The following is a 19,798-nucleotide window of genomic DNA, read 5'->3' on the forward strand; positions in this document are numbered from 1 at the left end:
CTACGACTCCATTATATTGTCCGTTTTTCATATGAAACAACAGCATGCTTTACGCTGGATACTTACTCTTTATCTTTTTCGGCATCATCTTTTTTTGGTGATTGCTTATCACCTTCATCATTATTATAAACGACGTCAATTTCAGCTGCTTCATAGAATTCTTTTTTCAGATCATTGAATTCCTCAGTCGTCTCATTAAACTGATCATTACCTTTTAGAATCTTTTCATAGCTTTCATTTATCGCATCTAGCTGTGTCTTTAATTCATCTTGTTCTACATCTTCTTGCTGAAAAGTTTCATAAAGTTTTTTCTCCAGTTTTATAGATGCTTCATAATTTTGGTAAAGCTTGTCATACACATCAAATCGTTCGACCATTTTATCATACATTTCTGTTGCTTTTTTCTTAGCAGCATCATCTTCAAGCTCCGCAATGAAGGATTCTGTTTTCAGAAACTCTTCCTTCGCCTGGTCAATACTTTCTTTTTCCAAGGAGAGTTTTTCAGCACGTTGGTCAATAAGCTTTAGAGCCTCTTGGGAAAGCTTTTTGATTTTATCAAACTCGTCCATTTTCAAATCAATAATTTCACTGTACAATTCCTGTTCTTGTTGTTCCAGCTCCGTTATCGGTTCTTGCTGCTCACCAAATCCTTTTTCTAAACTTACAGATTCCTCCAGATGTTCGTAGATTTTATCTGAAGGAGAATCACCACATGCAGATAAAAACATTAGCAAACCGGTGGCAAAAAATACAATCGCTAATTTTCGCATATTTCCGCTCTTCCCCCTTCATTCGTCCATACTATGTAACATTCATTTTTTCATGTTTACAAGTATATCATATATTATATCTCACTGTGTATTACTTTTTCATTGTACTAGTGCAAATGTATGATGTTATCCTTGTTTTTATGTTAAACTACGTTAATGAAGGTAGATTAAATATGTTTGGCAGTCATTGAGGTGATATTATATGTTAACGATGAAAGATATTGTTAGAGAAGGGCACCCTTCCTTAAGAGAAGTAGCAGAAGAAGTTAAATTACCACCAACAGAAGAAGAGCTTACATTGTTAGAAGATATGCATACGTTCTTAAAAAATAGCCAAGACGAAAAGATTTGTGAACAGTATAAGCTGCGCCCGGGCGTTGGATTAGCTGCTCCACAGCTTGGTATAAATAAACGAATGGTAGCCATTCATTTTGAAGACCATCATGGAAAGTTGTATAGCTACCAATTGATTAACCCTAAAGTGGTCAGTCATTCGGTCGAAAAAGCCTATCTCGGTGGGGGCGAAGGATGTTTATCTGTCGATCGTGCTGTAGAAGGCTATGTTCCACGTTATGCGCGCGTAACTGTGAAGGCTATGAGTCCTGATGGCCAACCAATGAAGCTAAGACTCAGAGACTATGCTGCTATCGTATTTCAACATGAAATTGACCACTTAAATGGTATCATGTTTTATGATCATATTAATAAGGAAAACCCTTATTTAGTACCAGAGCAAGCGAAAGTTATTGAATAAAAATTAGTCATATCACCTTATTGGGATTCCTCCAATGAAGGTGATTTTTTATTTGCTTGAATAAGTTATACGATATAGCAAAAAATAGAGCATAGGATTATATTTTAAAGTACAAAAGGAAATGAAAATTTCATTCTCGCACAATATTTTTTATCTACTTTAAAACTCATTGCTTACCTACCATTAAAAAATAAAATCATCAATTTAGGTTGTTTTTATTCCAAAATCCAGTAAATCATACTATAATGTAAATAAGAGGGATTGGATCGGTAGAACGTTTTTTGCTTTTCTGGATATATTCGAAAGGAGATGTGTATCCTCATGTTGAAACGCCTAAAAGAAAAGCTGAAAAAACGCTGGAAAGACTTTTTAGGCCAAGGACGGGTACCTACGACATATAAAGACAAGTAACGAGATTCGGAATGAATATAAGGAATAGATATATATATTCAGCTGGTCAGTAATATGTTTTAGTTTTTCCCCATGATGAGGGTGCTTATGCAATGGACGGGATATTGTATAAGTAGTGGCATTTTCCACGTCATACCGTGGTTATGATAACAACGGAAGGCGTTCTTTTGTTTTGTGTTCAAACGGAATCCTTTTGACGTTTTTTCATGTTGGCTATTTTGAATAATAGCTAAGACGAGACATGTCCGTGAAATGCAAATAACGACGGATCGACCAGACCATTCCCAAATTTATACGTCTATTAGAAATGGATGGATTTTTCATTTACCTTCATAATTTTCCCGGATGAAAGGTTCGTAAAATCCAAACAATTCATATATGGAAATATACTAAAAAAGATATGTGTTAGGAGAGATGGAATGATTTTCAAAGTTTTATATCAAGAATATTCAGACGAGATCCCTGTGCGAGAGCGGACAAAAAGCTTGTATGTAGAGGCAGAATCTGACAGAGAAGTACGAAGAATGTTAAGTGATCGTAATTACAACATCGAATTTATCCACCCACTAGACGATGCTCATCTAGCTTACGAACAACAATCAGAACATTTTAGAGTGGAGAATCAATAAGTCATGAAATTTGTTAAAAATGACCAAACTGCTGTTTTCGCATTGGGTGGACTAGGCGAAATCGGTAAAAATACGTATGCTGTTCAATTTCAGGATGAAATAATTATCATTGATGCGGGTATCAAATTTCCTGAGGACGAGCTTTTAGGTATTGATTACGTCATACCGGACTATACGTATTTAATTCAAAATCAAGATAAAATAAAAGGATTAATTATTACACACGGCCACGAAGACCATATCGGTGGAATTCCTTATCTTCTTCGTGAAATCAACGTACCTATTTATGCTGGTAAACTGGCACTTGGCCTTATTCGCAATAAATTGGAAGAGCATGGCCTATTACGTACTGCAAAATTAATCCCAATTCAGGAAGACGATATTATTAAGTTCCGTAAAACATCCGTTAGCTTTTTCCGGACAACGCATAGTATCCCTGATTCTTATGGAGTTGTCGTTAAAACACCTCCTGGTAATATCGTTCATACGGGAGACTTTAAATTCGACTTTACACCAGTTGGTGAGCCAGCAGATATCGCTAAAATGGCCGAAATCGGCAAAGAAGGGGTCCTTTGTCTTTTATCAGATAGTACAAATAGTGAGGTTCCGGGCTTCACTCTTTCTGAAAAAGTAGTTGGTGGCAATATTAAAGATATCTTTAGCCGGGTAGACGGACGACTTATCTTTGCAACTTTTGCCTCCAATATTTATCGTTTACAGCAGGTTGTGGAAGCAGCGGTTGAAACGAATCGTAAAATAGCAGTATTTGGACGCAGTATGGAATCTGCTATAACACTTGGTCAAGAATTAGGGTATATCCAGGCACCAAAAGATACCTTTATAGATGCCAATCAATTAAACCGTTTACCAGCGAATGAAGTAACCATCCTTTGTACTGGTTCACAGGGTGAGCCGATGGCAGCTCTATCCAGAATTGCGAATGGAACACACCGTCAAATTCAAATTATTCCTGGAGATACAGTCGTATTTTCATCTTCACCAATTCCGGGAAATACGGTAAGTGTAAGTCGTACAATTAACAAACTATACCGTGCAGGTGCTGATGTTATTCATGGTAAATTAAATGACATCCACACTTCTGGTCATGGTAGTCAAGAAGAGCAAAAGCTAATGCTGCGCTTAATTCAGCCAAAATTCTTTATGCCAATCCATGGTGAATATAGAATGTTAAAAGAGCATACCAAGCTTGCAGCATTATGCGATATTGATTTAGACCATACTTTTGTTATGGATAATGGTGATGTACTTGCATTAGGCAAGGATAACGCACTAGTTGCTGGGAAAATTCCATCTGGTTCTATTTATGTTGATGGAAGCGGTATTGGAGATATCGGTAACATTGTATTAAGAGACCGTCGTATTTTATCAGAGGAAGGTCTTGTCATTGTCGTTGTCAGCATTAATATGAAGGACTTCAAAATTGCTGCTGGACCAGACATTATTTCTCGTGGTTTCGTATATATGCGTGAATCTGAGGATCTTATTAATGAAGCTCAGAAGCTCGTTTCGAAGCATTTAAATAAAGTGATGGAAAGAAAAACAACGCAATGGTCCGAAATTAAAAATGAAATTACCGATACCATTGCCCCATTCCTTTATGAGAAAACAAAACGCAGACCAATGGTGCTTCCAATTATTATGGAAGTGTAAAGGCCAAAAGCACAAACGTTCTTACAGGCTAGGAACACATCCTGGTGGGCGAAGCAGCATCATAAAATAACCCCATTTTCCCAACATGTTTAAGTTGGGGAAATGGGGCTTTTCTTATCCACTCTGTTCCTTACGCTAATTATAAGCTCAATCATCAATAACCAAATATTTCTCAAAACGTGAAATATCACGATCCGCGCCAATGACAATCAATACATCATCTTCTTCAAGTGTGTCTTCTGCACTTGGGGATACATTGATATCCTTCCCCTGCTTAATGGCAACAACGTTACAACCAAATCTTGCTCGAATATCCAGGTCAATTAATGATTTTCCAAGCATTTTTTTACCCGCTTTTACCTCTACAATACTATGATCATCCGATAGTTCCAGATAGTCCAATATATTATTTGAAATAATATTATGTGCAATCCGTTTTCCCATATCTCGTTCTGGATGAACCACACGGGAAACACCGATTTTACGCAATATTTTCTCATGATAATCATTTTGAGCTTTAACCGTAATCGTTTTAATCCCTAATTCAGATAGCACCACAGTGGTTAAAATACTTGCTTGAATATTATCACCAATTGCAACAATCACATGGTCGATATTTTTAATACCTAGTTCCTTTAGCGTTGCTTCATCGGTTGAATCAGCAATTACTGCATGGGAAGCAATGTTTTTAAATTCATTGATTTTATCTTCGTCCTTGTCAATGACAAGAACCTCCATTCCTTCCATGCTAAGCTCTCGACATATACTTCCCCCAAAACGTCCTAGTCCGATTACTGCAAACTCTCTTTTCATAATTGTTCCTCCAAAAGATAATATAAAAACAGTGTATCATACTTTTACGGGGACTTGTACGTATGCTCATGCAATGATTGAGTCACGTATTTATAGCGGAATCTTCAGGCCTATCGTATTGTAAAGTTTTATAGCGGATCAAACGAGTTATTACGTATTCACGACTCACAATCCCCTTTGCTACAGCGAGAAGTATGCCAGCGTTGCCCAAAAGTCGGTCCCATCATTTATAATCGGCACGCACAGAAAAAAAGACTGCACCCTTTACCTAACATCGGGTGCAGTCTTTTAGTTACATTGCATCTAGCATTTGAAATTGTGATTTTACCAAACCAAAATATTCGCCTTTTTGCTTCATTAATTCCTCATGATTTCCATTTTCTAATACTCTTCCTTGTTCCAACACGTAAATATTATCTGATTCACGGATTGTGGATAACCGGTGAGCAATAATAATGGCTGTTCTACCCTTCAACAGCTTATTTAATGCCTGCTGGATCTTAACTTCTGTTTCTGTATCAATGCTTGCTGTTGCTTCATCCAAAATTAAAATACTTGGATTGGCGAGTAAAGCTCGAGCGAAGGAAAGTAATTGTCTTTCCCCTGCTGATAAGATATTTCCCCGCTCCTCTACTTCTGTTTGATAACCATTTGATAATCGTTTAATAAAGTCGTCTGCACCAACTGTTTTAGCAGCTGAAATGACTTCTTCATCTGTAGCATTTGGTCGGCCAAAACGGATATTCTCCATAATCGTACCAGAGAAAATAAATGTATCCTGTAGTACGACACTTATTTTTTGACGCAAGCTATTCAGTGAAACGTCACGTAAATCATGGCCATCTACCTTTACACTACCGGCAGATGGATCATAGAATCGACTGATCAGGTTGGCAATTGTAGATTTACCACTTCCTGTATGCCCTACTAATGCGATTGTCTGTCCTTCCTTAATGGTTAATGAAATTTCATGAAGTGCAATACGCTCCTCATCATAGGAGAACTGGACACGATCAAATTCAATTCTGCCTTTCATTTCATCAAATACATAAGGATCCTTCGATTCTGCAACGTTCGGCTGTTCATCCAAAAATTCAAAAATCCGTTCTGATGCCGCCATGGCCATGAGAAGTTGATTGTACATTTGTCCCAATCTTGAGATTGGTTCCCAAAACATCCCTAAGAAGAACGCAAACGATACAAAGGTACCAATTTCAATTCCACCATTTGCTGGTCCTTGAATTATGAGATAAGCACCATACGTGATTAAAATAATGGTTCCAATTGCATTACATAATTCTACCAATGGGCGGAACATGGCACTCTTTTTCGTTGCATCACGCCAGCTTTCATAGTTATCTTCGTTAATCCCATTGAAAAACTCTGTATTTTCTTTTTCCTGTGTAAAGGATTGGGTAATACGAATCCCTTGAATACTCTCGTTTAAATGAGAATTAAGCCGTGATTGTTGAATTCGAACATGCTGCCAGGAACGTCTGATATTTCTTCTTAACTTCGTTGAAATATAAAACATTAACGGAAGTACTACCATAATTGCCAAAGCAAGCTTTGGACTAAGCACGAATAAAATTACGATAATACCTGCCAACGTGATTATATCCATGAGCACGTTAATAATTCCGTTTGTAAATAGCTCTTGAAGCGAATTGATATCATTCATAATGCGGACAAGAATTGAACCTGCTGACCGCGAATCAAAAAAGCCATGGGACAAGCGTTGTACATGGGAAAATAAATGCTGACGCAAGTCATAAATAACATTTTGTCCAAGAATATTAACCCATTTAATACGCAATATATTTCCAACATAATTAATTAAATATAAGACACCGATAATGAGCACCAAATAAGTGAGTAATGAAGTATCTTTTTTGGCTATTGCTACATCAATGGCTACTTTACCAATCAAAATTGGGACAATTAACCGAACAGCAGTTGATACCAACATGGCCAATAATGCACCTGGCAAATAGTTTTTTGAGTATGGTTTCACATAAACGAGTAATCGCCAAATTTGTTTCCAATTAAAAGGCTTTTCAATCGATTGGTCGATTGTATAATAAAAACGATTTAAGTGTCTTTTTGGTGTATTTCCTATTCCTCTTTTGCTCATGATATCCCCCCTTTAATGCGTCACATTTAAGATTGCATCACGATCTTGATATTGAATGTCATAGATACGTTGATATGGCCCTTTATTATTCATCAGAAAGTCATGTGTACCACGTTCCACTATTTCTCCTTGGTCTAACACCAAGATTTCATCTGCATGCTTCAAGGATGAAATTCGATGTGCAATAATAAATGATGTCCTGCCTTTCATCACTTCACGCAATGCCTTCTGTATTTTGAATTCTGTTTCCATATCTACTGCTGACGTTGCATCGTCCAAAACGAGGATACTTGGATTAATACAAATCGCCCTTGCTATAGCAATCCGCTGCTTCTGGCCGCCGGATAATCCCATACCTCGCTCACCAAGCATTGTATCGTAACCATTAGGCATTTCCATGATAAAATCATGTGCTTGTGCACGTTTTGCAGCATCTATCACTTGCTCATCAGATATATCCGGGTTCCCATAGGCTATATTTTCCCGTATCGACGTAGAAAAAAGAAAGGATTCCTGCAGAACAAACCCGATATGTTTTCGAAGTGTTGACAGCTTGTAATCTGCTACCGGATGATCATCGACAAGCACAGCACCGCTTTCCGGTTCATAGAATCTAGTAATCAATTGGGTAATGCTCGTTTTCCCTGATCCAGTAGCACCAATTAATCCAATTACCTTGCCAGGTGGCGCATCAAATGAAATATTTTTTAATGCTTCATCATCGTCTTCAATATAAGTTAGTGTGACATTTTCAAATGAAACATGCCCCTGAATGGGAACATCGATGGCATTTTCTTTTTCAACAATGTCTTCCTTAGCATCTAAAATTTCATTTAAACGCTCTCCTGATGCCTTCGCTTGTGAAAACTGGTTGACAACGAAACCCAGATTCATCAAAGGGCCTAGGATATACCATACCAAGCTGAAAAAGGCGACCAATTCACCAAGGCCAATCGTATCTGAAATAACGAGATAACCTCCAAATGCAAGCAACGCAACCGCGCAGATATTTCCGATAAACTCCATTAGTGGAAAGAACTTTGCCCAAATATGTGCAGTAGATACATAGTTTTGACGATAATTATCATTACTCGAAGAAAATCTCCCAATCTCAAAATCTTCCCGTGATAATGATTTAACGGTGTGCATCCCACTAATATTTTCCTGTACACGGGTATTTAAATTACCAAGGGACTTTCGGATTCCTTGAAACCCTGGATGTACACGTTTGTCAAATCGAAAGACCACTACTGCTAAAAATGGCATGGCCGCCATTGTCACAATCGTGAGTGGAACCGAATAATAAAACATGACACTAAGACTAAAACCAATTAACAAAACGATGCGAATTAATTCAGCAAAGCCGAACGATAGGAAGAAACGAAATCCTTCCACATCAGCCGTTAATCGCGACATAATATCTCCTGTTTTCGCATTATCATAGTATTTAAAGGATAGAATCTGCAGTTTTTTATACAATGCATCTCGCATATAATATACGGATGTAATTCCAAACAAATCTCCCAAATACTGATGAAAAAAGGTCGCAACCCCCTTCACAAGCATCAATGCCAAAAAGGCAATCGCAATATACGGAATCCAATTGTTTTGACCTTTTAACACAACTTCATCAATTGTTAGCTGTAGAATAATTGGATAAACTACTGTAATCGCTGTAACAAATACCAAAAAGAATAACGATAAGAAAAAGTATTTTCTATAAGGCCAATAAAACTCCTTTAATCGTTTAAATGTTTCCAAAGCTTTCCCCCCAAACAATCTTTTTACAACTGGCAGCTTGCTTCATAGGGATTGTTAACGATTGCAAATTAATCATATTCACTGATTTTTGAAACAAACATCTCCTTCAGACATCAGCTTCATCATCAATCATTCATTAAATCACCCAATCACGGCACATCCACTGCTGCATAACTGAATAACTTTTGTATTTTCCGTAATCGATTTATTTTTCAGACATTTTTAATTCCTCCAATTTGCTACGCGCTGTCTCACTGACTGAACTAACTTTTTAATGAAATAACAGCATAACATATTTTTATTACTTCGCATCTCTAAATATTATTATACTTTAACAAATTAATAAAGATTTCTGCTTTCAAATTTTAAACATTTTTCTAAAAATAATATAAAACGCTATCATTTGTTCTATTTAATTCTGTGCTATCGTTTTAATTCGGCTCTTTCTTAATTGAATCACATATGAAAAGCTCCCCTACGTCATGTAAAGGAGCTTCCGTTCTTAGCTCAATTTTTCATTCGCAAGTTGTGCAACTTGTGCTGCGTTTGCGCCTTCAGCATTAATAACAAATCCTTCTGTGTAAACATCAGATATACCCATCATATCTTTATCCATTCCAGAAATGATACAGCAATCACAGCCTTGAGCATCTGATTCGGAATAAAGATCAATCACTTCATGCCCCATTTCTGCGAGGGTTTCCTTAACTGCAGTCAATGTTGGCTCCACACCAATTTTTGCCATAATCCGTGCCTCCTTTAATACTTGCTTACAAGTTTAGGATATCCGAATAGGAATGAATCATTCGTTTTTTGGCATGAAAGCGATTAGGATAAAGGTGATGATAGCAAGTACCAATAACCCAAGATAAACGATATGGAGGCCAGATGTTAAACCTGCTTGAAGCACCTCCATCGTATCCTTTGAAAGTGAAGTACTTTGGACGGGATCCAATAGCTGATTAACCGTGTCCACATTAACAGAGGCATGCACATTACTTGATTGAATATATGCTTTGATTTGATTATTCAAAAGACCGCCCAAAAATGCTGCACCAATCGCACTTCCAAGGGAACGCATAAACATATTGGAAGCTGTTGCTATACCACGCATTTTCCAAGTCACTGTACTTTGGATTCCAACGATAAAGGATGTGTTCGACATCCCCATTCCTACTCCAATAAAAAATGAACCAATCCCTGCCCATAACGGGCCTTTTTCAGGGGTGAGCATGAAGAATAGGATACCGCCAATAATCATAGAAATTCCACCAAGCAAGGATGTTTTTCGATATCCAATTACAAGCAATAATCTACCAGCAACAACAGAAGATAACGGCCAGCCAATCGACATGGCGGTCAGCGTAAAACCTGCAATGGTAGCAGATTGCCCCATAACTCCTTGAACAAATGCAGGTAAATAGCTGGATACCCCAATCATGATCATACCCGCTGTTAGCGATGCTAAGTTAGCCATACTGATTAATCGATATTTCCAAAGCGCAAACGGAAGCATTGGATCTGTTGCACGTCTCTCCTGCCAAACAAAACATATAAAAGCTGTAGCGGCAATGATCAATAACATCACAATAAGTGATGAATTCCAAGCAAAGCCAACTCCTCCCTCAACCAAGACAAACATGAGAGAACTAACAGCTACCATCATCCAAATAGCACCGCCATAATCAATGGCTTGTTTTTCTTTTTCCACATTTTCATGTAGAAAGAAGATAATTCCGAGCATAGCAATAATCCCCAATGGAATATTCATCCAAAATACGTAACGCCAGCTTAAAAAATCAACAAAAAAGCCGCCGAGCAATGGTCCAGATACTGCAGAAATTCCCCATACACTAGAGAGGTAGCCTTGGATCTTTGCCCGTTCTTCCTTATTGTAAATATCTCCCACAATGGTTGAAGCCATTGGCATTAATGCGCCGGCACCAATACCTTGAATTACACGTGCAGCTATTAACATGATCATGGACGTACTGAAGCCAGATAATGTGGATCCTGTCAAAAACACAATCACACCAATAACATAGATAGGTTTGCGTCCATATATATCTGAAAGCTTGCCGAATATAAGTACAGTTGCTGCATTCGTTAAAAGATAGGCAGAAAACACCCAGCTATACATCGAAAAACCGCCTAAATCTGCGGCAATACTCGGCATAGCTGTCGCAACAATCGTTGCCTCGATTGCAGCTAAAAACATTCCAATAACAACAGATGCTAAAATAAGCGGTCGCTTTCGTTTATTATGTTTCATTTCAATTGTTTCCATCTTTCATCCCATCACTTTTCTAATCTAAATCAGATTTACTGTTTCTGGAAAATCTTGCAGCATACTGAAATTCGACTTTACGAATCAAAGCCAAATCTTATTCTTATTTCCTGGTTGGAATATTCTATCTTATTCATGTTAAGAAAAACACCCTTGGCTATCTGTCAAGGATGTTTAAATAAACCTTTTTGCTATGAACCTGTTCATATTGAAGCAAGCATACTTTTTATTGGATGGTATTATTTTTAGTTGAATAATAGTCTCTTCGTAAATGTTTCAGTATTGCCCTTCTTGTTAAAATGCCATCAAAATACATGTCCGCATCTGCTACACATACAAATGGATAATCTATAATCGCGTTTAAACCTTCCATAAAAGTATTTTCCTTTGACACGACTGGTATATCTGTACGCATGATTTGTTTAACCTGCATATCTGATAATTTTTCAATTTCGAATCGCTCCAACCCAAGGATTTGATTCAGAATTACGGTTTTACCAATCGTTCCAACTAATTTATACTGTGCATCTAGCACTGGTACAGCAGAATAGCCTGACTTTACCAATACGAGTAAAGCATGCTCCAAAGGATTATTCAACTGTACATGTGCTACCTTTTCTGATGAAATCATGAGGTCTTCAATCGTTATATCTGTTAGGTTCTTATCTTGAATCATACTCATTATCATACGCTCCTTTTAAATCACTTCAACATCACGTATCTTCCTTTAAAAAGGAGTATCGCATTCCATATTCAGTTTAACATAGTTGTCATACATTAAGCACTTAATACCATCCTATTCTTGGAAAGTTGATATGGGTATGGTTATCAGACCTTTTTTCATCTGGTAAAATGAAATGTAACCGTTTTATTCTGTTTAAAAATAACCATTTGTGGCATGCTTGTTAGAAGGGTCATTTACGGGGATTTTAACAACATTAAATCATATTTTTTACATACAAAACGGTCCAATTTACATATAAACTGAACCGTTTCTATTATCATTTATCAATTTAAAATGGAAATTTATTTAGCCATTGTCCACCATCCATTGCAACGACTTCACCATTTATATATGCTGCTTTGTCTGAGAGCAGAAAGTAAGCTAACTCAGCAATTTCTTCCGGTGTACCTAAACGCTTTAAAGGTACTGAGTCAATCGTTCTTTTTGCGGCAGCTTCTGATTCGAATAGTTTATCGGCTCCTCCAGTTCTTTCAATAGGACCGGGAGCAATAGCATTCACCCGAATGCCGTACTTGGATCCCCATTCTACGGCTAGTGTTCGAGTCATATTTAACACACCTGCTTTTGCTGCTGAATTATGTATAACGCCTACTCCTGCATCCCATGCATACGTCGTCACCATATTCAATATATTTCCGCGAATGCCTTGATCAATCCAATACTTTCCTACCTCTTGGGAACAATAGAAGGTTCCATTCAATACAATATCAATAACTGCTTTCCACCCATTGACAGATAAATCCTCGGCAGCACAAATAAAATTTCCAGCTGCATTATTGACCAAATGATCGATCGAGCCATATTGTTCGACTGTATTTTTCACCAAGCGTTGCACATCATCAGGATTGCGTACATCCATGACCTCATAGGACACTTTTCCTTCGGCTGTTTGTTGAAGCAATGCTTGTGCGGCCAATAGGGTTTCTTCTGTACGGCCAGTTAAGACAACATTCCCACCTTCATCAGCAAATTTTTTTGCCATGTATTTCCCCATTCCACTTGAGCTGCCAGTAACGATAAATGTTTGATTTTTCATTTAATATCCCCTCCCCTTTAAAAATGAATACCTATTCATTTTATCATAGATGGAGTTTATGAATTCGTCAATATCAACTTTGTCAAATGATTCTTTAACATATCGTAAGTTGCTCCATCAACAATACAAGTAGCCACATCAAGATCAATGGTCATTTGATTCATTCTAAAAGATGGAAAATCATCTAGCATTTTATACTTCTTCTACTCTTATTCCGTGATATAATTTGGTTAATTGTTATTTTTGATGGGATGGATACACGAATGAATCGAAGAACGTTTCTAAAAAACGTTGCTGGTAGCCTGCTTGCATTGACAGGATTAGCTGGTGGCGGATATTATTATGCACGTGAAATGGAACCATACATGCTGCAAAAGGCAACGGAAACAGTCGTTTCCAAACGAATTCCAGTTGCTTATGATAACTTTAATATTATTCAATTTAGCGATACACATTTAGGGTTTCATTATACATTGGAACAATTTAGTGAACTCGTTCATAAAATAAATGCTAATAACCCGGACCTGATTGTTTTTACTGGTGATTTAGTAGATAATCCAAGTACTTATCATTGGAGTAAAGAACTCACAAAACAATTACAAACTTTACAAGCAAGATATGGTAAGTATTGGATATACGGTAACCATGATCATGGCGGTTATGGTACAGAAAAAGTGAAGCATGTCATGGATCAATCGGGCTTTCAGCTTTTAAAAAATACGCATACCGTTTTAGATAAAGATGGTGCCCAAATTGTTTTGGCCGGTATTGATGATGTCATACTCGGTAGACCAAATTTAGATAAAGCATTGAAAAATGCCGATGAAAACCTGTACACCATTTTACTTGCACATGAACCGGACTATGCGGACACAACCACTCAACATGCAGTTGACCTTCAATTATCGGGGCACAGTCATGGTGGACAAGTAAGGGTACCTTTTTGGGGGCATTTATATACCCCTGCATATGCTGAAAAATACATTGATGGTAGATATATACTTGGGGATGGACGTTTAGTATTACTTGTGAGTACTGGGGTAGGAACGACCAGATTGCCTTATCGATTTTTGTGCAAGCCAGAGATAAATCAAATTATCCTTAAACGTGGGTAGCAATCTATTTCCTGTCATTCACATAATCAACCGAAACTTTCAAACAATTCCTGTCCATTCATTTGCGAATGGACATGCTTTACGATACGATAGAGTCAATATAGTAGGTTAGGAGGGATAAAAAGAATGTATTCAGAAACAAACCTCGGAAATTTAGCAAGGGCAATCTATACGATTAATAGACACGCAAAAACTGCACCAGAACCACAGCATCTTTATTACATTAAAAAAGAGGCAATTAATAAGTTATTGCAAGAGAAACGGGCAAAAAAAATGGGGTTGCATTTTTCAGCAAATCCTAAATATAGTAATCAACATTCTACACTGCTTGTTCAAGTAGCTGACTATTACTTTCATATTCCACCTTCAAAGGAAGACTTCAAAGTACTAGAACATTTAGGTACCCTCGATGAAAACTATCGAAATCCACAAACCAAAATGTCTTTGTCTCAAGCAAAACGAATTGTGTATAAGTATATTAATTGGCGGCCAACCAATCAAATGAAACAGCAACGGCAGAAAAAGGTTTCTTCCTATTTTACGCCCTCATCGCTCGGAAAAATGGAATGGCCACCTACCAAACGACATTTCTAAATAAAACCTCTTTTTTGATGTTTCAATTCTTCTTTAAAAAGGAATCCAACTATTAAAAGGAGGAGTTCCTATGAGTGAATTGAATGATTTTTTGTATGAGTTAAATCGTTATGCACAACAGGCACATATATTAAAAGATTGTTATGAGAAACTAACCGAATCAGAAAAAAAGCTAGTAATGGATCAGGCTCCAGCACAACAACTCCCACCTGATACATTTTTCCATCAATCAATTGACTGGGTTGAAGCAATGCATGAAATACTTGGGACGGATGACAAACATCCATAACATCATTAAATAATAATATAATGGTAATTGCCGAATCATGATCATGGCCGACTTTGTTGGCCATGATTTTTTCGCTCTATGAAACACTCCCTAAATGATTTACCACCTCTACCCCATTTTTGTCCATTTCATTTACTGCCGAATTGTTTATTCATTTTTCCAACGTCGCCACATCAAAACGATAAAACGATATAGAAATAATAGACCACCAAAAACAGCAATTGCTTGTAAAGCATACCGTAATAGCCACGCTTCTTGAGATGTATCAGGAAACAACCATACGACCCATAGAAATAATATCAAATATATTAAGCCCGCCACCCAGTAATTCAACAAATAAATAGCATGTTTTCTCATTAAAAAACGTATAATCGATTGAACAATTAAATAACAGATCATCAACCCTACTACTGAAAGCATTAAGTGAACCAAGTCAACATTCCAATCGAGTATGCCTACATATTGATGCTGCATCGCTACCCTACCCTCCTTTGGCTATCCATTCCCATGCTTGCCAACTATTTATTAATCTATACGATGCACTTTTTATGAAATCTGATATACTACTATTTAACTTCATTTGATTATTCAGATAATGACATGTTATACATAATGTATAAAGGAGCATCCATTTGTGAATAGAGCTTTTTTGTTTATCATTTTAGGTGCATCCCTATGGGGTACCATTGGCTGGTTTGTTAAAAATTTATATACATTTGGATTTACCCCGATGGAGGTTGTCACCCTGCGAGCATGGACAGCAGCCATAACGCTTGTCTTATATTTACTCTTGACTGCACGCGAAAAACTGAAGCTTACTTCCATCAAAGATTTAAAATACTTTATCGGAACAGGAATTTTCAGCATCATCTTTTTCAATTATTGCATGTTTACTGCGATTGAACTCGCCACCATACCAGTTGCAACCGCACTCTTATATACCGCGCCGGCATTTGTTGTAATACTGTCCGCTTTACTGTTTAATGAAAAATTAAGCATCACGAAGCTTTCCGCATTATGCACAACATTATTTGGAACTTGTTTGGTAGTTGGCCTTATTCCTTTTGATGCTGCATCTTTACATGTTGGTGCCATCTTATTTGGACTGGGCTCCGGCATTGGATATGCGCTTTATAGTATCATCAGCAAATTCGCATTAAGAAAATATTCATCATTAAGTATTACAACCTATACGTTTTTAATTGCGGCACTTGCATTAGTACCTTTCTTCCCTTATTTTGAAAAACTACATCTATTATCTGACCCGAAAGTATTATTTTATGCATTTGGACTTGGACTGCTTCCGACCGCCTTTGCTTACATCATTTACACCTATGGGTTACATTACACGGAGGCATCAAAAGCTTCCATTTTAACAACAGTAGAGCCAGTAGTTGCTGCTTGTATCGGTGTTTTTATTTTTGAAGAGGCTTTTTCCGTCATACAAATGATTGGAATGGCATGTATCATTTTTGCTGTTATTCTGATTCAAAAAAACGACACAAAAAAAAGGATATTACCGTCTTCAATTAGAAACAGTGATATACCTCACGGCAAGAATCCAGATTAATGATTATATTTGAGATGTAATCATGAAAAGGGAGGAAAACAATGATGAGACAATTTACGACTTCAGATACACCCGGCGAAATTGTAAAAATATTTCCCAAGGCGAGTGATCTTTTTAAAGAAAATCAAATAGACTTTTGCTGTGGAGGAGATCGTCCCTTAGGTGAAGTATTTGAAGAAAAACAATTAAGCAAAGATATCATTTTGGAGCAATTAAATTCAGAATACGAAACATGGAAGGATGCTGGAAATCAACCTAAGGATTGGGATGCTGTACCTGCATCTGAGCTGATTGATCATATTGTCCATACACACCATGCACATTTAATGGAAGAATTACCTGCTTTAGGGCAATTTGTAACGAAAATATATCGAGTACACGGTGCTGATCAACCACATCTTAAAGAACTATATCATCTCTATAATGAATTCCGTGTGGAGATGGAGGAACACTCCATTAAAGAAGAAACAGAAGTATTTCCGTTAATTAAAAAATATGAAACAGATCCCAGCCCGGAGCTTCTCGCTAATATTCATGAAGCAAACGGTGGATTGGAGGATGAACATGATGCAGTTGGTGATATTTTAAAACGCATGCGTGAAATCACCAATGGTTTCACTCCTCCTGTTCATGCTTGCAACTCCTATCGAATCACCTATGCGCGACTATTGGAGTTGGAATCAGAAACGTTTCAACATATCCATTTAGAAAATAACGTTCTATTTAAAAACTTAGCCTAAATAATTGGTATGTAACTGGAGTATGTTCACCATGCTCCAGTTATTTTTATAAACGATTTATGAAATGGTATCTCTGCGTTTCTTTTTCACCAAGTCTGTTTGTCTTTTTTCCAATCGGAGTTCTATTTGAGCAATTTTCTTTTCATCTCGTAATAAATCTTGTTTATTTTGTTGTACCAATTGTTCATATTTAGATAATCTTCGACGCATGATTATTCCTCCCTTTTGAATATTAATCTTCATATACCCCATTTATCATAATACTAATCAAAATTATATGAACATTTCGTGAAACATAAAATGAAACTTCAATCTGTGGGGGTTTTCGTACTTCCCCACGGATTGTTAGTTGAACCAATCAGGCCTTTACTGGCTGTTGAACCCCCACTTCCAATTCTTGTGATCAACAAAATGCTTGTTGGGGGACTTACAGCCAGTTAATCGGTGATAAATATGTATAAAAATACCGCGTGAACAAATGATTTTCATTTGTACATGCGGTATCCATAAGTATGATTCATTCGGGCTTTTGGCTTTTCTTAGCACATTGCCTTTCGCATCTGTTGTGTGATACTTTCAGCGTTAACTCACTTTTTGTCTTACCTTCCATTTCACGTTGACAGAAATTAATATAATCTTACCAAAATAATTCATGCTTTTTATAACCAGCATATTCGGCATTGTCGAACGATATATTGGCAAATATTGAATTGATGAAAGGTTAATCACGCATATTACTTCTTAGCTTTTTCTTCGTCATACTTATTCAATAGTCGATCCAATTCTTGACTGATGGCAAGTGATTCTGCACTAGACAATCCTTTATCAAGTGCAATAGACGTCATTTTATTTCGAAGATGTTCTATATGGTGAAGGAGTTTGTTATCACTTTTCATAGATGCCACCCTCCTTTGGTAATTAGTACTACTTTATCATATATTGTTTATTATGCAATAAGAATACACAGAAAAATTAGTCATTTGTAACTAGAAGATAGCCTTTTTCTGATATAAAAGAACTGGTTCCTTTGATTTTATGTTCATCTACACAAAAGAGTAGACTACATTCGTATCATAGCAGGACCTATGATATTATGAATAAATAATTACCTTATTTTTTAGTTTAATGGTTCAAATATGAGATAATAAGGTGAAACTTCAATCAGTGGGGATTTCAGCACTTCCCCGCTGATTGTTAGTTGAGCGAATCAAGCTTTTGCCAGCTGTTGATCCCCCATTTACAATTCTTGTAATCAACAATAATTCTTGATGCGGGGAGCTTACAGCCAGTTAATCTGTGATAAATAAACATATGGGTACTTTTTACGTGAAACAAGATCGATTTATGATACTCATTCATACCAAACAACTATAAATAATAATCGAACTATATTTATTCTGGTAAAGAAAGGATGACTTCTTTGTCAAATACAAACAAGAAAAAAAATGAATGGCTTGAATGGGCAAAAGCAATTACAATTGCAATTTTACTGGCGTTTTTGCTTCGAACCTTTGTTTTTGCAACTTCTGTTGTCGAAGGTGAAAGCATGGAACCAACTTTGGAAAATGGTGAACGCGTTATTTTCAATAAATTAATTTATTTTGTAAAGGACCCTTCCAGGGGGGATATCGTTATCATTCAACGTCCCTTTAAAAATTATGTTAAACGAGTAATTGGGTTACCAGGCGAAACCATTGAAATAAAAAATCATAATCTATATATTGATGGTAAACGAATGGAGCAGTCTTTTATCACAGAAGAAGCTAAGTTACACACGGGGAGCTTTGGCCCAATTACGATACCGGAGGATAGTTATTTTGTCATGGGAGACCATCGAGCAATTAGTAAAGATAGCAGAAACGGGCTCGGGTTCATTGATGAAAAAGATATTATTGGCAGATCAGAAATTATTATCTATCCCTTTAGTCAATGGTCCATCACACGATAAAAAATTCGTGGAGTGAACTGCAGAAAATTTGTCATTATCTTGTGGCAAATAGAGCTGCAGTTTTTTCATAAACAAATGATAACAACTTTGATTTGAACCAGAAATGTATCCTACCAATTTACAAATAGAAAGGACATGTGCCCGGATAGCTTACCGCGCGCATGCCCTAACCCGTTGTCATGTATAACTATTTCAAATGAAGCATGGTTTCCTTCGTTGCAATTCTATCATTATTTTTCATTATCAAAAAGGCAGTACCCAATGTTTAGGGCAAGAATTCCAAAACAAACGACTCCAAATACAATTTCCCACATAAGGTGGACACCTCCTTTTAGCATTCACAACATCATATTCACTATGATTATTCTTATATTTATGTATGTTTATAATTACCATTACTATCATACCAAGTTCAGACCACTAAAGGAAGTATAAATATGATAAAATAATAAAAAGCCATGTAATTGTCACGGAGTTTTATTACTATGTGACAAATCAAGTTCTCGTATTCACACGATTTATACATGGTAA

Annotated in this window: 20 protein-coding genes; 9 read left to right on the top strand and 11 right to left on the bottom strand. The window is 36.8% G+C overall.

Features of this window, described 5'->3' with window-relative positions; all coding sequences use genetic code 11:
- Positions 1-62 precede the first annotated feature (62 nt).
- Positions 63-770, bottom strand: coding sequence for a YkyA family protein (locus DX933_RS05430; protein WP_123315461.1), 708 nt, complete (start codon positions 768-770; stop codon positions 63-65).
- A gap of 202 nt (positions 771-972) precedes the next feature.
- On the opposite strand from DX933_RS05430, the gene def reads away from it, so the two are divergent.
- From def to rnjA, 3 genes are all read left to right on the top strand, one after another.
- A complete protein-coding gene (gene def, locus DX933_RS05435; protein ID WP_123315462.1) occupies positions 973-1,524 on the top strand; it encodes a peptide deformylase in 552 nt (183 codons plus the stop codon).
- Positions 1,525-2,354: 830 nt separating this feature from the next.
- Positions 2,355-2,564 (top strand): DNA-dependent RNA polymerase subunit epsilon, encoded by a 210-nt coding sequence (locus DX933_RS05440; RefSeq protein WP_123315463.1) that lies wholly within the window; start codon positions 2,355-2,357, stop codon positions 2,562-2,564.
- Between the two features lie 3 nt (positions 2,565-2,567).
- Positions 2,568-4,235: a ribonuclease J1 gene (gene rnjA / locus DX933_RS05445; protein ID WP_123315464.1), complete on the top strand. Its 1,668-nt coding sequence runs from the start codon at positions 2,568-2,570 to the stop codon at positions 4,233-4,235.
- 147 nt (positions 4,236-4,382) lie between these two features.
- Here the strand turns inward: rnjA and DX933_RS05450 are convergent, their stop codons facing one another.
- The 7 genes from DX933_RS05450 to fadH form a co-directional block, all read right to left on the bottom strand.
- Positions 4,383-5,048 carry a potassium channel family protein gene (locus DX933_RS05450; RefSeq protein WP_123315465.1) on the bottom strand — a complete coding sequence of 222 codons (666 nt, stop codon included), beginning with the start codon at positions 5,046-5,048 and terminating at the stop codon, positions 4,383-4,385.
- 292 nt (positions 5,049-5,340) lie between these two features.
- Positions 5,341-7,182 carry an ABC transporter ATP-binding protein gene (locus tag DX933_RS05455; protein ID WP_123315466.1) on the bottom strand — a complete coding sequence of 614 codons (1,842 nt, stop codon included), beginning with the start codon at positions 7,180-7,182 and terminating at the stop codon, positions 5,341-5,343.
- A gap of 12 nt (positions 7,183-7,194) precedes the next feature.
- On the bottom strand, positions 7,195-8,943 hold the full coding sequence (locus DX933_RS05460; RefSeq protein ID WP_123315467.1) for an ABC transporter ATP-binding protein: 1,749 nt from the start codon (positions 8,941-8,943) through the stop codon (positions 7,195-7,197).
- 502 nt (positions 8,944-9,445) lie between these two features.
- Positions 9,446-9,688: a YkuS family protein gene (locus tag DX933_RS05465; RefSeq protein WP_123315468.1), complete on the bottom strand. Its 243-nt coding sequence runs from the start codon at positions 9,686-9,688 to the stop codon at positions 9,446-9,448.
- Positions 9,689-9,745: 57 nt separating this feature from the next.
- Positions 9,746-11,230 (bottom strand): MDR family MFS transporter, encoded by a 1,485-nt coding sequence (locus DX933_RS05470; protein ID WP_223805877.1) that lies wholly within the window; start codon positions 11,228-11,230, stop codon positions 9,746-9,748.
- A gap of 226 nt (positions 11,231-11,456) precedes the next feature.
- On the bottom strand, positions 11,457-11,912 hold the full coding sequence (cbpB, locus tag DX933_RS05475; protein WP_123315469.1) for a cyclic-di-AMP-binding protein CbpB: 456 nt from the start codon (positions 11,910-11,912) through the stop codon (positions 11,457-11,459).
- A 331-nt stretch (positions 11,913-12,243) separates the two neighbouring features.
- The gene (gene fadH, locus DX933_RS05480; protein WP_123315470.1) at positions 12,244-13,011 is read right to left on the bottom strand and encodes a 2,4-dienoyl-CoA reductase; all 768 of its coding nucleotides are present in this window, start codon (positions 13,009-13,011) and stop codon (positions 12,244-12,246) included.
- A gap of 263 nt (positions 13,012-13,274) precedes the next feature.
- Between fadH and DX933_RS05485 the strand changes: the two genes are divergently transcribed.
- The 3 genes from DX933_RS05485 to DX933_RS05495 all read left to right on the top strand — a co-directional run bounded on the left by DX933_RS05485 (position 13,275) and on the right by DX933_RS05495 (position 15,009).
- The gene (locus DX933_RS05485; protein ID WP_123315471.1) at positions 13,275-14,126 is read left to right on the top strand and encodes a metallophosphoesterase; all 852 of its coding nucleotides are present in this window, start codon (positions 13,275-13,277) and stop codon (positions 14,124-14,126) included.
- Positions 14,127-14,252: 126 nt separating this feature from the next.
- Positions 14,253-14,720, top strand: a complete 468-nt coding sequence (locus DX933_RS05490; protein ID WP_123315472.1) for a YkyB family protein — start codon at positions 14,253-14,255, stop codon at positions 14,718-14,720.
- Between the two features lie 70 nt (positions 14,721-14,790).
- Complete coding sequence (locus DX933_RS05495) at positions 14,791-15,009, top strand: hypothetical protein (RefSeq protein ID WP_123315473.1); 219 nt, start codon at positions 14,791-14,793, stop codon at positions 15,007-15,009.
- Positions 15,010-15,156: 147 nt separating this feature from the next.
- Here the strand turns inward: DX933_RS05495 and DX933_RS05500 are convergent, their stop codons facing one another.
- On the bottom strand, positions 15,157-15,483 hold the full coding sequence (locus DX933_RS05500; RefSeq protein WP_123315474.1) for a hypothetical protein: 327 nt from the start codon (positions 15,481-15,483) through the stop codon (positions 15,157-15,159).
- 160 nt (positions 15,484-15,643) lie between these two features.
- Between DX933_RS05500 and DX933_RS05505 the strand changes: the two genes are divergently transcribed.
- Together DX933_RS05505 and ric are read left to right on the top strand one after the other, a co-directional pair.
- Positions 15,644-16,579, top strand: a complete 936-nt coding sequence (locus DX933_RS05505; protein WP_123315475.1) for a DMT family transporter — start codon at positions 15,644-15,646, stop codon at positions 16,577-16,579.
- 44 nt (positions 16,580-16,623) lie between these two features.
- Positions 16,624-17,319 (top strand): iron-sulfur cluster repair di-iron protein, encoded by a 696-nt coding sequence (gene ric / locus DX933_RS05510; RefSeq protein ID WP_397315936.1) that lies wholly within the window; start codon positions 16,624-16,626, stop codon positions 17,317-17,319.
- A 57-nt stretch (positions 17,320-17,376) separates the two neighbouring features.
- Here ric and DX933_RS05515 read toward each other — a convergent pair whose 3' ends face one another.
- Complete coding sequence (locus DX933_RS05515) at positions 17,377-17,529, bottom strand: FbpB family small basic protein (protein ID WP_123315477.1); 153 nt, start codon at positions 17,527-17,529, stop codon at positions 17,377-17,379.
- A gap of 524 nt (positions 17,530-18,053) precedes the next feature.
- The gene (locus DX933_RS05520; RefSeq protein WP_123315478.1) at positions 18,054-18,215 is read right to left on the bottom strand and encodes an aspartyl-phosphate phosphatase Spo0E family protein; all 162 of its coding nucleotides are present in this window, start codon (positions 18,213-18,215) and stop codon (positions 18,054-18,056) included.
- 515 nt (positions 18,216-18,730) lie between these two features.
- Between DX933_RS05520 and lepB the strand changes: the two genes are divergently transcribed.
- The gene (gene lepB, locus DX933_RS05525; RefSeq protein WP_123315479.1) at positions 18,731-19,267 is read left to right on the top strand and encodes a signal peptidase I; all 537 of its coding nucleotides are present in this window, start codon (positions 18,731-18,733) and stop codon (positions 19,265-19,267) included.
- The last annotated feature ends 531 nt before the right edge of the window (positions 19,268-19,798 follow it).

This window comes from Ornithinibacillus gellani, from assembly GCF_003730295.1.
Classification (GTDB): Bacteria; Bacillota; Bacilli; order Bacillales; family Amphibacillaceae; genus Ornithinibacillus_A; species Ornithinibacillus_A gellani.

Excerpts from the sequence above, each read along its gene's own strand:
- DX933_RS05520 (WP_123315478.1), bottom strand. The coding sequence starts at position 18,215 with ATGAAAAGTGATAACAAACTCCTTCACCATATAGAACATCTTCGAAAT.
- rnjA (WP_123315464.1), top strand. The coding sequence starts at position 2,568 with ATGAAATTTGTTAAAAATGACCAAACTGCTGTTTTCGCATTGGGTGGA.
- DX933_RS05455 (WP_123315466.1), bottom strand. The coding sequence starts at position 7,182 with ATGAGCAAAAGAGGAATAGGAAATACACCAAAAAGACACTTAAATCGT.
- DX933_RS05450 (WP_123315465.1), bottom strand. The coding sequence starts at position 5,048 with ATGAAAAGAGAGTTTGCAGTAATCGGACTAGGACGTTTTGGGGGAAGT.
- DX933_RS05440 (WP_123315463.1), top strand. The coding sequence starts at position 2,355 with ATGATTTTCAAAGTTTTATATCAAGAATATTCAGACGAGATCCCTGTG.
- DX933_RS05465 (WP_123315468.1), bottom strand. The coding sequence starts at position 9,688 with ATGGCAAAAATTGGTGTGGAGCCAACATTGACTGCAGTTAAGGAAACC.
- DX933_RS05470 (WP_223805877.1), bottom strand. The coding sequence starts at position 11,230 with ATGGAAACAATTGAAATGAAACATAATAAACGAAAGCGACCGCTTATT.
- DX933_RS05490 (WP_123315472.1), top strand. The coding sequence starts at position 14,253 with ATGTATTCAGAAACAAACCTCGGAAATTTAGCAAGGGCAATCTATACG.
- DX933_RS05485 (WP_123315471.1), top strand. The coding sequence starts at position 13,275 with ATGAATCGAAGAACGTTTCTAAAAAACGTTGCTGGTAGCCTGCTTGCA.
- def (WP_123315462.1), top strand. The coding sequence starts at position 973 with ATGTTAACGATGAAAGATATTGTTAGAGAAGGGCACCCTTCCTTAAGA.
- cbpB (WP_123315469.1), bottom strand. The coding sequence starts at position 11,912 with ATGAGTATGATTCAAGATAAGAACCTAACAGATATAACGATTGAAGAC.
- DX933_RS05500 (WP_123315474.1), bottom strand. The coding sequence starts at position 15,483 with ATGCAGCATCAATATGTAGGCATACTCGATTGGAATGTTGACTTGGTT.
- fadH (WP_123315470.1), bottom strand. The coding sequence starts at position 13,011 with ATGAAAAATCAAACATTTATCGTTACTGGCAGCTCAAGTGGAATGGGG.
- DX933_RS05430 (WP_123315461.1), bottom strand. The coding sequence starts at position 770 with ATGCGAAAATTAGCGATTGTATTTTTTGCCACCGGTTTGCTAATGTTT.
- DX933_RS05515 (WP_123315477.1), bottom strand. The coding sequence starts at position 17,529 with ATGCGTCGAAGATTATCTAAATATGAACAATTGGTACAACAAAATAAA.
- ric (WP_397315936.1), top strand. The coding sequence starts at position 16,624 with ATGAGACAATTTACGACTTCAGATACACCCGGCGAAATTGTAAAAATA.
- lepB (WP_123315479.1), top strand. The coding sequence starts at position 18,731 with ATGACTTCTTTGTCAAATACAAACAAGAAAAAAAATGAATGGCTTGAA.
- DX933_RS05495 (WP_123315473.1), top strand. The coding sequence starts at position 14,791 with ATGAGTGAATTGAATGATTTTTTGTATGAGTTAAATCGTTATGCACAA.